The organism is Microseira sp. BLCC-F43 (assembly GCF_041929235.1).
In the GTDB taxonomy this organism is placed as follows: Bacteria; Cyanobacteriota; Cyanobacteriia; order Cyanobacteriales; family Aerosakkonemataceae; genus Microseira.
In genome coordinates this window covers 1-14,612 of record NZ_JBHFNP010000005.1, presented here as the reverse complement: position 1 = coordinate 14,612, position 14,612 = coordinate 1, and the positions used below count along the sequence as shown (strand labels likewise).

Genomic DNA, 14,612 nt, shown 5'->3' with positions numbered 1-14,612 from the left:
TCAGAAAAAACAGGATTAGAGCATTAGCTCCAATTAACCCAGTTATATTTACCCGAAACCCTGTCGCTCCGGGTCTTAACACCACTAAATTCTTTGTGCCGTCAAATTGAGCTAAACTCTACAACGGTATACTTCCAAGGCGTTGTTAGCCTTTTAGGTAAGTAGACAAATCCTGATGTGTATTTGCTAGCTATCTTTGCACGAGTTTTCCGAGTTGGCAACCCGTTTTTCAGTATTTTTACTAAAACAATATATTTAGATATATTAAGTTGGGATAAATACCGATAAAACAGCCGCTGAATTACTGATGTCAAGCGAACTCTACAGATTTGAACAGATAAAAGATATCTTAAGCTAGATTAAAGTTTCTGTAAAGTTTTAAAATTTTGTCAAGTCAAACACAATCAATTTTAACGTAAAATGGTGTAGATAATTGTGAGTGCAAGAAGATCGCCCGCAACAACCCCTAGTTATGGACAGCTCCGATGGCGTCCGCCTTGGGCGCAGATATACGCCAATTGCCGTTGATCTAAATTTCTAGCAGCGGTAAAATCGACGCCTTTAACGCGAGCAGAAATGGAAATATCAGGCTGAGTTTGAATAAATTGATTTGGTGGGAGGGCGCGGGTGACTGCAAAAATAGCGCCCTGAAAATCTGCCTTTGCTACGTTGGCTCCCTGCAAATCTGCCATGCTCAAATCGGCGTTGCGGAAGGAAGCGCCTTGCAATTGAGCCTGGTTAAAATTAGTACCCGCAAGTCGGGTATCGCTGAGATTGGCATTTTCCAGTTTGGCGCGACTCAAATTAGCTCCAGATAGATCGGCACCTCGCCAGTCGGATACCCTCAAGTCGGCAGACTCAAGTTGAGTCCCTACTGCGCTCACCCGCCCCAAAAGCGCCCCTTGTAAATTCGTTTTGGTTAAGTTGGCTTCGGTTAAATCGGCACCCGTTAAGCTGGCATTTTCTAGGGTTGCTTGTTGTAGATTCGCCCCGATCAGCTTGGCGCTGCTAAGCTTAGCACCAGTCAGACTTGCTTGGGATAAATTCGCCCGATTCAGAATTGCGTGGATCAGGTTAGTATTTTCCATTGAGACGTTGTTTAAGACCGCGCCGGACAAGTTTGCTTCCTTGAGATCGGCACCACTTAAATCGGCAAACGAGTCATCAAAGGTGCCCAAATGCCCATCCTTACCTGCGCCCCAAAAGCGACTGCCTTCCAAACTAGCACCTGTGAGGTTAGCTGCCTGGAAATTTACCCCGGATAAGTCGATATTGTCTAACACCAGAGCGAACAAAGCCTGGGTGTCTGTGCTTTGGCTGAGATTGGTGCGACTGAGGTCGATCGCATTGAGATTGTTGCTGTCTAGGGTGAGAATATTGGCGATCGCCACTTTTGTCACCGCGAGTCGCTGTTGCACTAACTTATATTCTTGCGGGTCAACATCGTAGCGCTCTTTCTCCAGCTGTTGGCTTAAAGATTGATTCAATCGCTGCAACTCTGATAAACCTACTGTGCCAATTCTGACAAACACTTGCTCAATTGCCGCGATCGCCGCTGGATTTTGTTCTTGGTTCAACAAATCCGCCAATAATCGCACTACTCTTGCGTCATCTTCCGCCGCTCCCAATGCCAAGATCGCCGCTTGTCGCTCGGCGGGTGCAGCCGTTGTGGTGGCGCTCAGTTGCTTCACCAGGGCGATAAACACCTGATTTTTCTGCTGCTCTAACGCCCGCCGATTCGCCTGATTTTGAGTATAAATCTGTAGCCCCACATAGCTGCCCCACAAACCAACCAAAGTAGCCAAAGACACCGTCAGCCAAGCTTGTAATGAGTGGTTTTCCGCCTGCCACTGAGTTCTATTTTTTACGTTTACTGAATCAACTTGCTGGTAAAAGTGCGGATGGCGGTCTAAATGATGAGTTTCTAGGGGTGAGTTTGGTGCGGGATGGGGTTGTGTTTGATGAATACCGTTGCCATCGGTTTGATTGAGCCAGCGGGGGGGTGCTGGCGGAAACCCGATGGTAGCGATGGGAAGCGTTTTATCGGCATCGATCGCCCGCGTTTTTGCCAATCTGTCGTGGAGCGTGCGCCTTTGGGAACATAATAGGGCGATCGCTCCCGCACCTAGCAGCATGAACCCGCTCAGTACAGCCATGACGCTTAAGTTGGGATAGCCACCGACGTAGCGCCAAATCAAAAAAGCCGTGCCGACAGGTATTCCCCAGCGACCAATTGCTTCCCGTACCAAAACCCGCGCCAAACCGGGAGGCGTCCCCAAGATTGTGACGACCTTAACGCCAAACCAACGTTTGGGAAGCGTTTGGCCTGTTTTTCCCAGCCGATATAGTTGCCAGGTTCCCAATGCCAGGGGTGCAAAGAGAGCCGCCGTCCATAAGACATTGGTAGCAGGGGTTACCTGTTGGTTTTGCCGAGCGGGGAGAGCCAGAGTTTGAGCGATCGTTTTATAGGTCGTCGCCAGCACCGGATTGAGCGGTGAGCGACTGTCGTAGCTTTGGGCGTATAAACCGATGCTGAAGGGAACTACTGAGCTGGTTACAATCAGGGAGACTTCCACCACCGAGGCGCCGCACCGGCGAAGCGAGAGCGATAAAGAGTGCGTTCGCGCCTGCTTGGTCGTAAGAGATGGATCGGTGCCGTTCCTCTGGATAGGGATAACCATTCAAGAACACTTTTCAGACAGTGGCATTTAGGGGTGAATCTATCACATCCGGAATATTTCCAGAGGGGGAAAATACAAGCGATACCGATGACGGCACGCAAGCGCGAATCGCACCCGTGCTTGCTACTCTTCTAATTGTTTAGGTAAAACCTCAACCGCTTGCACATCAATCGTCCCTGGAGGCGTCAGGCGTTTAAAACGACCACCTTCGACTTGGAGGGGTTCGCCGCAGTTGGGACAGCTAAGCTGAGCTTGATTCAATCCGGTGAATTGATAGCTGCAAACCGGACACTGGTCTTCAATCAAGTTACGTTGCAACCACCAGCGCAGCCCAAAAAACGCGATCGCTGGGACTGCAAGCACTAATACAAGCAAAATCAGCAACGACTTAACCACCCACCCCAGTCCAACAGATAAGAGCATCCACAAAAATACCAGGACTGCGAGCCAGCAGCCAAAGCCTGAAAGATCGAATTGAGAGGTGTTGAGGCGCATGTTCCGCATCTCGTTGGTTCTGCCTCTAGCATAGCGAGAGGCTAAGGGCTAAGGACATCGGGCATTGAACCCATTCTCGATGCCCTTAGCCCGCGATGCATCAATCCAGCAGTTCTTGTAATCGCTGAACGAACGCATCTCTACCAAACTGGGCTAGCGTCTGCTGTCGCAACCATTGACCGTCACAACGCCGGTCTTTCCCAGTCAGGATTTCCATACACGCCGCCGCCACAGCGACCGGATCGCGGTGGGGGACTCGCCACCCCAAACGCCCGTCCTGCAAGGGATCGGCACTGCCGTCACTATCGCCGGATAGCACAGGGATACCGCAAGCCATCGCTTCTAAGTAGACAATGCCAAATCCTTCTTGAGAAGGCATGACATAGGCATCAGCGAGGCGATAGTGTTCGACCAAATCTTTTGTCGGGACGAATCCGGCAAATACAACTCGGTCAGCTACGCCCAAATCTTTTGCCAGTTGGGCTAGGCGGGGTTGGTCGTCGCCGCGACCGATGACTAAATACTTAACTTCTGGGTACGCTGCCGCGATTTGTGGCAAGGCGCGAATCGTTACATCTACACCCTTATAAATATCCCCCGACCACAGGCGCGCAACGGTCATTAAGACCTTAGCACCGGCGAGGTTGTACTTTTCAATTAACCCTGGGTTTTTCTTACTTGGGGTAAAAGCAGCACCATCGATGGCACAGGGTAAAATCTTTACCTTGTGGCGGTCGAGGTGATTGGCAATGCAGGCTTTGTCGCGACTGTAGCGACTGATCGTCCAAATCTCGGATGCCTGCTGTAAAGCTTTTTGGTAGGGTAATGGGAGGGGCTGCCACACCTCTTTGCCGTAGGTCAAGACGGTGTAGGGAATCCCAAGGGTTTGGCAGATTGCTTGTACTAACGGTGCCAGGTTAATGTGACCGCAAAAAACGCGGCTTGGTCGCCGCCACCACAAACAGCGGAGTAGTTCCGCAGAGAGTCGCGCTCGCCCTAACATGGGGGAGCGGGTCTTGAAGTAGTGAAATTTGAGGGCGGGGTCACCAGGCTCGTTGCCTTGATTGTCAAACGGATTGTCGCATCCTGGTGCGTCTCGCAGCAAGAATGTTTTGGCATTCGGCAAATCTGACAAAGCGAGGTAGGCGCGAAAAATGTCTTTGACGTAAGACTGAATGCCGCCCTCGCCAGCAAAAATTTCCAGGAATACGAATACGTGGTTGATGCGGGCATCAACCGTTTGAGGCCATTGTTTCTGGTATTTAAGTACCGATTCAGCGATTTGGTTCATGCAAGCTCAACAGGTGTGTTACCGATCTGATGGCACCCATTCCAACTCCTTTGATCTCCATTTTTCCCACAAGTTCCCTCAAACTAACTTTACTTTAGTTGAGGGACTTTTTGGTTGTGGTTAATTTTTTCTGGAAAGTCTTAATTTAATACTAACTAACGCGGGACACTACGAACTGATAACAAGTCCAATTCGATCTTAAAAATCAAAGGCGGTAGGTACTTCTAGGGTAAGCTATACAGATAACTTATAGCTATTCTCAAAGTTTTCCCGGTGGGTGATTTTCAGGTTCGCTACGGGTACTCCTGCTGATTTTCAGGGAAAACCCCCAATAGCGCGATATGCCTCCCTGTCGCTGATCGCGCCAGGGTTGTGTTTTTTTAAATTATCCCCAGAACTCAACAGAGAATCAGGATGCGTTGGCGCTTGCTGGGAAAGGAGGCAGATCGCGATGAGTAAGCGGGCATTACCACAAGCCTCTTTTACCGCTGGGTCGTACCGTCATCCAATTTGTTTTCGCTAAAGCCAACTGCTCTTCTGTGAGTCTGGCGCCGGTGAGATTCGCTCCACACAGGTTTGCACCCCGGAGATTCGCATTGCTGAGATAAGCATAACTGAGGTCTGCTCCTCTCAAGTCTGCCCCTTCCAAATCGGCATAGCTCAAGTAAGCCCTAGCCAAGTTGGCTTCTCGCAGAATCGCATAATTTAAACTTGCCCGCCCAAAATCGGCCTCGTATAAATTTGATCCAGTCAGATTTGTTCTGTTTAATTTAGCTTGGTGGAAAATTGCTCCTGATAAAGTGGCCTTTTGCAGGTTTAATAGACTGAGATTTTGTTCGGCAAAGTCTCTTCTACCTTTGGAATAGCCTGTTTGCACTTCTTGGGCATCTAATTTGCGCGGTATTCTGGTTTGTTTTCCGGGGGAACCGCCGCTGGCAATTGCGCTTCCAGTCGCGGCTTTGGGGCGGTTAGCTCGATGTCCGCTAATTCCAGATTGAAAATCGGTTCCTTCTAAGCGGGTGCGCCTTGCCCGAATCGCCATTGCCGCCTTGACCACAGAAGGTGTGGATTGGGAACCCCCGGAGATGCGACCCAATCCCCCAGACAGCATGTTGGATTTATTGGCATAGGGCTGGTAAATAGTAGAAGGTTGAGTTGCCATCCCCTGAGCCAGGCTATCTAGATAAGGCTCCAAATCTAGGGCTCTGAGGACATCATTTGCCGACTGGTAGCGATGGCGAACCGATACTTCCAGCATTTTGCTCAATACGTCCTCCATATGCTTGCTGACGTGGATGTATTTTTGCCAGAGCATTTCTCCCGTTGCCGGATTGTATTCTAGGTCTTTGGGAGATTTGGCGCAAAGCAGGTAAACGCAAGTCACTCCCAAGGCGTAGATATCGCTGGCGTATACCGGACGCATTGCCATCTGTTCTGGGGGCGCAAATCCCGGAGTGCCGATGGCGTAAGCGGTTAGAGCGGTTTGATCTGATAGCGAAGCTGCGTTGTTGACTTGGTTTTTCACTGCCCCAAAGTCAATTAGAACCAGCTTGCGGTCTTGATGGCGACGAATCAAGTTAGCTGGTTTGATGTCCCGGTGAATCACCTGCTGGCTGTGGATGTATTCCAGCACCGGCAGCATCTCGCTGAGGAATTGTTTGATCCCCTCCTCGCTAAACGGTCCGTTGAGTTTAACTTCCCGCTGTAGCGTCTCGCCTAATACGTACTCCTGGACTAGATAAAATTGTTGATGGGCTTCATCTTCAAAGTAATCCAGCAGTTGCGGGATTTGCGGATGACTGCCAATCCTTCCCAGGGTCTCGGCTTCGCGCTTGAACAACTCCCGCGCCATTTTAAATACCTGTGGCGTCGTCGCCGAGGGGCGCAGTTGCTTGATGACGCGAGACGGTTCACCCGGTAGACTCTCGTCTATGGCTAAAAATGTGGCTCCGAAGCCACCTTGTCCCAAGGGTTTTCTCACCCGGTAGCGATCGCGCAGCAGCAGGTTGGAGCCACATGCCAGACACCGATCGACATGGTTTGGGTTTTCGGGATGGGAACAGGCTGGATTTAAGCAATAGCTCATTCAGCATCACTCGCTTCAAGTATCGGTTCAGCAGTCAATGAAGTGCCCTGTTTCCATTATCTGGGCAAGCATCAATAAATACAGTGCTATTCGTACAATCAATTCTTTAAAGAGTTGATGAAGTAGCACTAATAGGGATTTAACTGTTTTCTAAATCACCGAGTAATTACCCACAGTGAAATTACTGAATAGGTTTCCTGATCGCATATAGAATGCCCAAAAGGATGGAATAATTAACAGCAAGCTCATGGCAGAGCAATTAACTTGTCATACCACGCCTTGGGTGTAATTTAAAAGTCCTACCGCCAATCTAACAGTTCAGGTCAGTTAAATGCTAGAGGAGCAGAGGGGCTATGGTGATGGGGAGATGGGGAAATGAGGGAGATGGGGAGATGAGGCAGATGAAGAAGACTCTTGAAGTAGAAGTAATTTCTTCATCATCTTCATCACCTCCATCACCTTCCCCATCTCCCCTGCTCCCCTGCTTCCCTGCTCCCTTGCTCCCTTGCACGCCCGCACAAGCAGCTCACCTATCTCCCCGCTCGCGCAACTAATATAATCAGGTTTGTATTGGAAAATCCAAGCAAGTTAATGCGTATCTCTCTCAACTGGCTAAAGGAACTGGTCGATTTCACCGCAACGCCCCAAGAGTTGGCTGCAACGCTGACTATGGCTGGGTTTGAAGTGGAAGATATTGAAGATCGTCGCACTTGGGCGCAAGGGGTGGTTGTCGGCAAGGTGTTGGACTGTCAGCCCCACCCCAATGCAGATAAACTGCGGGTTTGTCACGTAGATATCGGGCAAAAAACGCCTTTAAATATCGTCTGCGGCGCTGCCAATGCCCGCGCCGATATTTACGTGCCAATCGCTACGGTAGGGACTCACCTACCCAATGTCAATCTGACGATTCGCCCTGCGAAGCTGCGGGGCGTACCCTCTGAGGGGATGATCTGCTCCCTCGCCGAGTTGGGACTGGAAAAAGAATCCTCTGGCATTCATATTTTTGAGTCGGATTTAAAACTGGGCAGCGACGTGCGCCCGCTGCTGGGTCTGGATGATGTAATTTTAGACATTACTGCGACTGCCAACCGCGCCGATGCCTTGAGCATGGTGGGAATCGCGCGGGAGGTAGCAGCTTTGACTGGTGCCACCCTCAAGCTACCAGAAGTCCCGGAAATTATGGTAGAGGGGCTCAAGAGCAGGGGAGCTCTTGAGAAAGCTGCTTCTGGTTTGATGCTGAAAATTGAGGAGTCTCAAGCTTGTCCTGCTTATATTGGGACGGTTATCGAACAAGTTAAAATTGCTCCTTCTCCCGCTTGGTTGCAACAGCGCCTGACTGCTGCTGGGGTGCGACCGATTAACAATGTTGTCGATGTGACTAACTATGTGCTGTTGGAGTGGGGACAGCCGCTGCACGCTTTTGACCGCGATCGCTTATTAGGTATAGCAGGTACTGAAGATAAATCATCTAAACCCCTGACTATTGGCGTCCGCTTTGCTGCCTCTGGAGAAACCCTCAAAACCCTTGACGGTCAATCTCGCACCCTGCAACCACAAACTCTGCTAATTACAGCCAACAACCAGCCTGTAGCCCTTGCAGGCGTCATGGGCGGTGAGGAAACTGAAGTCCACGCCGATACCCAAAACTTGGTTCTAGAAGCCGCATTATTTGAACCCGTAGCTATTCGTCGTTCTGCACGCAGCGTCGGATTGCGGACTGAGGCATCTTCCCGCTACGAACGCGGCGTCAACTTCGCAGAATTGGAAGTCGCTTGTCGTCGCGCCCTGGGGATGCTCGTCGAGTTGGCAGGCGGGGTGCTGGTCGAGCAAAAAATTGCCGACGCCCGTCCTAACCAATCTGCCTGGAGTCGCTCGATCGCTTTGCGCCTCGACCGGGTTAACCAGATTTTAGGGCCAATTGTCCTAGGCGATGATGTCGGCGAACTGCAACCCCCAGATATCAACCGCATTATTACGGCTTTGGGATGTAAAATTGATAACAGCAAAGATGAAAAAGTTTGGCAGGTAACGGTTCCGCCCTATCGCTATCGCGACTTGGAGCGGGAAATCGATTTAATTGAAGAAATCGCCCGTCTTTACGGTTACGATAATTTCTGCGATGATTTGCCGCAAGAAACAGAAGCAGGCTATCTTTCCATTGACCAAGAACTAACGCGGAAATTGCGAGAAGTTTTCCGCGCCGCCGGACTAACGGAATTAGTGCAATACTCCCTGGTTAAACCGGGTGGGGATAAACAAATTGCCCTGGCAAATCCTTTGTTTGCCGAATACTCGGCGTTGCGAACCGATTTGATCTCCGGATTGATGGATGCGTTTCAGTATAATCTGGAACAAGGCAATGGGGCGTTGAACGGGTTTGAAATTGGTCGGATTTTCTTTTGCGATGAAGATGGTTTAATGGAAGCCGACGCGATCGCAGGGATTTTGGGAGGCGATCGCACAGTCGGTCGCTTTCCGCGGGGCGGAAGAGAACAACCCATGTCTTGGTTTGAAGCGAAGGGCGTCCTGGAGGGCGCCTTCCGCCGACTAAATTTAGCAGTGGAATATCAACCGGATCGCCGCGATCCGCGCTTGCATCCGGGACGTACCGCGTCGCTTTGGGTGCAGGGTAACCGATTGGGAACGTTTGGACAACTCCATCCCCAGTTACGTCAAGAACGAGGTTTACCAGATGCGGTTTATGCGTTTGAACTCGATCTGGATGTATTGCTGGACTCGCTGGATGGAGAGGAAAATCTGACGCCTGCATTCCGCCCTTATTCCACTTTCCCAGCATCGGACCGGGATATTGCCTTCTTTGCACCGACGCAAATATCGGTGGCGGAATTTGAACGGGCGATATCTAAAGCTGCTGGCACTTTACTAGAGTCGGTAGAAGTGTTCGATGAATATCGCGGCGAAAACGTGCCAACTGGACAGCGGAGTTTGGCATTTCGGATTGTATATCGCGCCAGCGATCGCACTCTCACCGACGCCGATATCGAACCCGTTCATCAAAAAGTACGGGAAGCGTTGGTTGATAAGTTCAATGTCAATCTTAGAAGCTAATTGCTAATTGCTAATTGCTAATTGCTAATTGCTAAAAATTTTACCCATTAGCCATTACCTATTAGCCATTAGCCATTAGCCATTAGCCATTACCCATTACCTATTACCTATGCCTAAATACGTGATGTGGGGAAGTTATTGCGAGGATGTCCTGGAAAAAAGGGCGCCCTACCGACAAGCTCATTTAGATGGACTTGCCGCCCAAAAAGAATCCGGTGTTTTAATTACAATTGGACCTACCAAAGATTTAACTAAAGTCTTTGGCATCTACGACGCTGATAGCGAAGACACCGTGCGCCAACTGGTTGAAAATGACCCTTATTGGAAAAACGGCATTTGGACAGAATACGAAATCCGCGAGTGGATTCAAGCGATTTAGCAATTGGTAATGGGTAATGGGTAATAATTTAACCAATTAGCAATTAGCAATTAGCAATTAGCAATTAGCAATTAGCAATTACCCATTACCGCTCCATCAACCATTCTGTCCGCAATTTGTCAATTGCTTGTTCTTTAAGTTTGGCTTCTACTTCGATCCAGGGGGCATTGCGGTAAGCACTTGGCATCACTGTTATCAAGTCGCTGTGGTGCGGATCGTTGAAAGATTCGCTGCCGTTAGAGATGTGTACTAATTGCCATTGTGGATCTGGCCAAGTTGTGCTTGCTGCTGCTAACATTTCGGCAACACTGGGATGTTCGTAACTGTCTAAATGTTCGTGAATAACGTGATGGTGGGCGTCAAATACCATTGGTACGCCTGCGGCGCGACAAATTTCCAGAATTTCTGCGGCGCTGTAGGCGTATTCGTCGTTTTCTAGGGCTAGACGCGAGCGGATGTTCTCCGGTAAATTGCGGATAACGCCGATCAGTCGTTCTGCCCGATCTGACTTGCCTCCGTGTATTTCCATAACTGCCCAGGGCGATCGCTCTAACCCCAACATGTCAAATATACGGGCATGTAGCCCTAAAATCTTGGTACTGTTCTCGATTACATCGGGTTTATCCGAACTTAGTACCACAAATTGATCTGGGTGAACCACGATACGGATACTTAGATTTTTGGCGCGATCGCCCGTCTGTTGCAACTGTTCCGTAAATTCACTTAAAATATCCTCGCCTAAAGGATCGTCGGCAAAGGGGAATAAGGCAGAGGTGATGCGATATAAGCGAATGTTGTGGGTGTGGCAAAATGCGATCGCATTGTTGAACCGTTTGAGGTTTTCTGCATACAATTCTCGCAGTACCCGCTGTTGTTCTTGTGGTTGCAAGCTCAACAGTCGCTTGCGGGTTAGTGCTTTATAACGGACTTGTTCTGATGCCGTAATGCAAACTAACCCTAATTTTGGCACTGTAATAACTGGGGAGGAAGCGATCGCGATTGTGTTCATTGCTGGGCGTGGGAACTAGGGGCTAGGGGTTAGGGGTTAGGGGCTAGGGAAGAGGGAATACTATTCGGTTAACCTCTCCCCCAGCCCCTCTCCGGCAAGGAGAGGGGTGTTTTTTTTGCACCAAGTAGCTGGTAGTTGTAGTTACCCGCTTGTACCTGCCTCTCCGGCAAGGAGAGGAGTGTTTTTTTTGCACCAAGTAGCTGGTAGTTGTAGTTACCCGCTTGTACCTGCCTCTCCGGCAAGGAGAGGGGTGTTTTTTTGCACCCCCCTTCCCTTGCAGGGAAGGGGGGCTGGGGGGGATAGGTCGGTGTAGAGAACAATTAAGCAGGCTTATTCCTCGTTTTCGACTTTTTTGAGCGATTCTGGTTTATGGGCGGCTTCTTTCCCCGTTTTGTCGCTAACTACGAGGTATTCTGGGTTATCTTCGCTGGCGGCGACATGGTATCCTTTGATATCTGTGGGGGATGTTAGCTTTTTCTTCACCGTGCCAGTTGTAGTGCCTTGTGCGGTGTTCCACTCTACTTTGTCGCCTTTTTTGAATTGTTCTGTCACGGTTTACCTCCTGTTGTTTAACGACCCTTCCACTTGTTACATTATGTTAAGACAAACCGGGGGAAACATCAGTCGAAATATAGATTTGAGCCAGGGGGCATTGAGCATACCAATTACCAATTACCAATTACCCATTCCAATCCCTAGTAAAATATCCCTCGTAATTGTTTCTTGTTCTGCCATGCCTTCTGAAACTACTCCAGATCTTCAAACGACTACAGGTGCAGATGCGATTGATGTTGCGATCGCAAACGGCATCGACTTCGACGGTTCTCCGATTCCAGCAGAAAAACTCGATCTGTATAATCAGGTGATGGCGCTAGAAGCAGGTCGCCAGCGGAGTGGGGTGAGTAATACCATGCGATCGCGCATCGTTCGCATCGGTGCCAAGCACATTCCCCAAGATGAACTCAACCAAAAGCTAATAGATGCTGGCTTTGCGCCCCTGAAAGACAAAGAAATTGCCTTCTTTTATGGCGGCAAGTAACAGCAACAAATAAACAAATTTCATTTTAAAACTAGACGGCAGGGAGATTTCTGCCGTCAGGTATTTTTTATATAAGTAGGGGCGGGTTTTACCAACAACTTTTACCAGCAACACATAACTTAACTAAACCCGCCCCCCGCGTGGGATAACGAGTGCATAAAACGCGATATTAAAAAAGTTAAAATAATAAGCCTCCGATCGCCGGTCCAAGGTAAACTAATTTTTGCCTATAAAGCTGCAAGTTTTCTGCCTCAATATCCCCAAAATAAAAAAAACCATGAATCAAAACAACAAACAAGCTTATTGGCGAGCCAATATAGCGTTGATTCGCAACCTACTGCTGATCTGGGTTTTTGTTTCGCTTGGATGCAGCATCTTGCTGGTACAACCTCTGAATAACCTGAAACTGGGTAGCATTCCCCTCGGTTTTTGGATCGCACAGGAAGGCGCAATTTACTTGTTCGTTGCGCTGATTTTTGTCTATGCCTACCAAATGGACAAAATTGACCGTAAATATCTGAAAAATAAGGATAATTAACGCAAGTTGCTGGCTAATAGCTAATAGCTAATTGCTAATTGGTAAGATCAGTAATATAGCCAGGAATGACGCAAATCAACCGGGTTTATCTGAAATAAATTTCCGAAAAAAATGGTGGATGGCATTTGTTATTTCCATTAGCTAGCAATTAGCTAGCAATTAGCTAGCAATTAGCAATTAGCTAGCAATTAGCAATTAGCAATTAGCAATTAGCCCCATGCGGGAAACAAAAGTTGAATACCAAGTTCGTGTTTTGAGGTTCAATAATGTCAGCAGAAGTTTGGACGACTGTATTAGTCATTCTTTCATTCATTGTTTACATCTATATCGGATGGCGATCGCGCGTACAAGATACTAAAGGTTTCTTTGTCGCCGATCAAGGGGTTCCCTCCCTGGCAAATGGCGCTGCTACGGCGGCGGATTGGATGTCTGCGGCTTCGTTTATTTCAATGGCGGGGATTATTTCATTTTTGGGCTATGACGGGTCGATTTTTCTGTTAGGTTGGACGGGGGGTTATGTGTTGCTGGCACTTTTGCTTGCCCCCTATCTCCGCAAGTTTGGTAAGTATACTGTGCCGGATTTTGTCGGCGATCGCTACTACTCAAACGTAGCACGCTCGGTGGCAGTAATTGCAGCGATTTTCGTTTCGATGACTTATGTCGCCGGACAGATGCGAGGAGTTGGGATTGTCTTTAGCCGGTTTCTCCAGGTAGACATCGAAACTGGGGTAATTATTGGCATGGTAATTGTTGCCTTTTTCGCGATTTTGGGCGGGATGAAAGGCATCACTTGGACGCAGGTGGCACAATATATTGTGTTAATTGTGGCGTATTTAATTCCAGCGATCGCTATCTCTACCCACCTAACGGGTAACCCAATTCCCCAACTCAGTTTCACCTTCAGCGACATTGTGGAAAAGCTCAATCGCATCCACCTTGACCTGGGTTTTCCAGCTTACACTCAACCCTTTGCTAATAAACCGATGATTGACGTGCTGTTTATCACGATTGCACTGATGGTGGGTACGGCAGGTTTACCTCACATTATCGTCCGATTCTATACAGTTCCAGATGTTAAAGCGGCGCGATGGTCGGCTGGTTGGGCTTTGTTATTTATTGCCATTCTTTATACTACCGCTCCCGCCCTCGCTTCTTTTGCTCGCTACAACTTAATTGATAGTTTGCACAACAAAACGATTGAGGAGGTAAAACAACTCGACTGGGCGACGAAGTGGGAAAAAACTGGTTTGTTGGCATTTGACGACAAAAATGGAGATGGACGCTTTCAACTAACGCCTAGTAAAGAAACGAGCGAAATTAAGATTGACCGAGACATTGTGGTGCTTTCCACCCCTGAAGTGGCAAAACTCGCTCCTTGGGTGATTGCGTTAGTTGCAGCAGGAGGATTGGCAGCTGCTTTATCAACTGCATCGGGGCTGTTGTTGGTGATTTCCAGTTCTATAGCCCACGATGTTTATTATCGCATGATCGATCCTCATGCTTCCGAGTCGAAACGACTATTTGTGGGGCGAGTAATGGTGGGGATTGCGATTGCAATTGCCGGTTATTTTGGCATCAATCCCCCCGGATTTGTCGCCGAGGTGGTTTCTCTCGCCTTCGGTTTAGCAGCGGCTAGCTTTTTCCCCGCAATTGTGCTGGGGGTGTTTGATAAGCGTACTAATAAAGAAGGTGCGATCGCTGGCATGATTCTGGGTTTAGTTATCACCAGCATCTACATCTTTTCGGTTAAGTTTGGCGGAATGCAACCTTTGTTTGGGATTTCCGCCGAAGGGTTTGGTACTGTTGGTATGGTGCTGAACTTTATCGTTACCTTGGTTGTTTCTCGCTTCACGCCGCCACCTCCCCCAGAAGTGCAAGCATTGGTAGAAGATTTGCGGACACCAGAACACGAACCGCCTGCATTGTCTGACATTGGTGAAGAACAGTTAGATTAATGAGGTACACCTTTGTTTGTGTAGCGGGACCCAAAAAGTTGGGGGGACCACAAAAAAAAAAAAAAAAAAA

12 protein-coding genes are annotated in these 14,612 nt (G+C 48.7%); 5 read left to right on the top strand and 7 right to left on the bottom strand.

Annotated features, from left to right (window positions below):
• Positions 1 to 470 precede the first annotated feature (470 nt).
• The 5 genes from ACE1CM_RS01020 to ACE1CM_RS01000 form a co-directional block, all read right to left on the bottom strand.
• On the bottom strand, positions 471 to 2,681 hold the full coding sequence (locus tag ACE1CM_RS01020) for a pentapeptide repeat-containing protein (protein WP_374875545.1): 2,211 nt from the start codon (positions 2,679 to 2,681) through the stop codon (positions 471 to 473).
• Positions 2,682 to 2,804: 123 nt separating this feature from the next.
• The gene (locus tag ACE1CM_RS01015) at positions 2,805 to 3,185 is read right to left on the bottom strand and encodes a hypothetical protein (RefSeq protein WP_374875544.1); all 381 of its coding nucleotides are present in this window, start codon (positions 3,183 to 3,185) and stop codon (positions 2,805 to 2,807) included.
• Between the two features lie 91 nt (positions 3,186 to 3,276).
• Positions 3,277 to 4,467, bottom strand: coding sequence for a glycosyltransferase (locus ACE1CM_RS01010; protein ID WP_374875543.1), 1,191 nt, complete (start codon positions 4,465 to 4,467; stop codon positions 3,277 to 3,279).
• Positions 4,468 to 4,933: 466 nt separating this feature from the next.
• Positions 4,934 to 6,553, bottom strand: coding sequence for a pentapeptide repeat-containing protein (locus ACE1CM_RS01005; RefSeq protein WP_374875542.1), 1,620 nt, complete (start codon positions 6,551 to 6,553; stop codon positions 4,934 to 4,936).
• A 334-nt stretch (positions 6,554 to 6,887) separates the two neighbouring features.
• Positions 6,888 to 7,064, bottom strand: a complete 177-nt coding sequence (locus ACE1CM_RS01000; RefSeq protein WP_374875541.1) for a hypothetical protein — start codon at positions 7,062 to 7,064, stop codon at positions 6,888 to 6,890.
• Positions 7,065 to 7,144: 80 nt separating this feature from the next.
• On the opposite strand from ACE1CM_RS01000, the gene pheT reads away from it, so the two are divergent.
• Positions 7,145 to 9,622: a phenylalanine--tRNA ligase subunit beta gene (pheT, locus tag ACE1CM_RS00995; protein WP_374875540.1), complete on the top strand. Its 2,478-nt coding sequence runs from the start codon at positions 7,145 to 7,147 to the stop codon at positions 9,620 to 9,622.
• 109 nt (positions 9,623 to 9,731) lie between these two features.
• Complete coding sequence (locus tag ACE1CM_RS00990; RefSeq protein WP_374875539.1) at positions 9,732 to 10,001, top strand: YciI family protein; 270 nt, start codon at positions 9,732 to 9,734, stop codon at positions 9,999 to 10,001.
• A gap of 85 nt (positions 10,002 to 10,086) precedes the next feature.
• Here ACE1CM_RS00990 and uvsE read toward each other — a convergent pair whose 3' ends face one another.
• Positions 10,087 to 11,010 (bottom strand): UV DNA damage repair endonuclease UvsE, encoded by a 924-nt coding sequence (uvsE, locus tag ACE1CM_RS00985; RefSeq protein ID WP_374875538.1) that lies wholly within the window; start codon positions 11,008 to 11,010, stop codon positions 10,087 to 10,089.
• A 330-nt stretch (positions 11,011 to 11,340) separates the two neighbouring features.
• A complete protein-coding gene (locus ACE1CM_RS00980) occupies positions 11,341 to 11,562 on the bottom strand; it encodes a DUF2945 domain-containing protein (RefSeq protein ID WP_374875537.1) in 222 nt (73 codons plus the stop codon).
• A gap of 181 nt (positions 11,563 to 11,743) precedes the next feature.
• On the opposite strand from ACE1CM_RS00980, the gene ACE1CM_RS00975 reads away from it, so the two are divergent.
• The 3 genes from ACE1CM_RS00975 to ACE1CM_RS00965 all read left to right on the top strand — a co-directional run bounded on the left by ACE1CM_RS00975 (position 11,744) and on the right by ACE1CM_RS00965 (position 14,542).
• Positions 11,744 to 12,049, top strand: coding sequence for a DUF4090 family protein (locus ACE1CM_RS00975; protein WP_374875576.1), 306 nt, complete (start codon positions 11,744 to 11,746; stop codon positions 12,047 to 12,049).
• A 277-nt stretch (positions 12,050 to 12,326) separates the two neighbouring features.
• Entirely contained in the window at positions 12,327 to 12,587 is a 261-nt protein-coding gene (locus ACE1CM_RS00970; protein WP_374875536.1) for a DUF4212 domain-containing protein, read from the top strand.
• A 266-nt stretch (positions 12,588 to 12,853) separates the two neighbouring features.
• Complete coding sequence (locus ACE1CM_RS00965) at positions 12,854 to 14,542, top strand: sodium:solute symporter family protein (protein WP_374875535.1); 1,689 nt, start codon at positions 12,854 to 12,856, stop codon at positions 14,540 to 14,542.
• The last annotated feature ends 70 nt before the right edge of the window (positions 14,543 to 14,612 follow it).

Bases quoted from the DNA above. Each gene is read 5' to 3' on its own strand.
- uvsE (WP_374875538.1), bottom strand. From the start codon at position 11,010: ATGAACACAATCGCGATCGCTTCCTCCCCAGTTATTACAGTGCCAAAA.
- ACE1CM_RS01020 (WP_374875545.1), bottom strand. From the start codon at position 2,681: ATGGTTATCCCTATCCAGAGGAACGGCACCGATCCATCTCTTACGACC.
- ACE1CM_RS00965 (WP_374875535.1), top strand. From the start codon at position 12,854: ATGTCAGCAGAAGTTTGGACGACTGTATTAGTCATTCTTTCATTCATT.
- ACE1CM_RS01015 (WP_374875544.1), bottom strand. From the start codon at position 3,185: ATGCGGAACATGCGCCTCAACACCTCTCAATTCGATCTTTCAGGCTTT.
- ACE1CM_RS01010 (WP_374875543.1), bottom strand. From the start codon at position 4,467: ATGAACCAAATCGCTGAATCGGTACTTAAATACCAGAAACAATGGCCT.
- ACE1CM_RS00970 (WP_374875536.1), top strand. From the start codon at position 12,327: ATGAATCAAAACAACAAACAAGCTTATTGGCGAGCCAATATAGCGTTG.
- pheT (WP_374875540.1), top strand. From the start codon at position 7,145: ATGCGTATCTCTCTCAACTGGCTAAAGGAACTGGTCGATTTCACCGCA.
- ACE1CM_RS01005 (WP_374875542.1), bottom strand. From the start codon at position 6,553: ATGAGCTATTGCTTAAATCCAGCCTGTTCCCATCCCGAAAACCCAAAC.
- ACE1CM_RS00975 (WP_374875576.1), top strand. From the start codon at position 11,744: ATGCCTTCTGAAACTACTCCAGATCTTCAAACGACTACAGGTGCAGAT.
- ACE1CM_RS00990 (WP_374875539.1), top strand. From the start codon at position 9,732: ATGCCTAAATACGTGATGTGGGGAAGTTATTGCGAGGATGTCCTGGAA.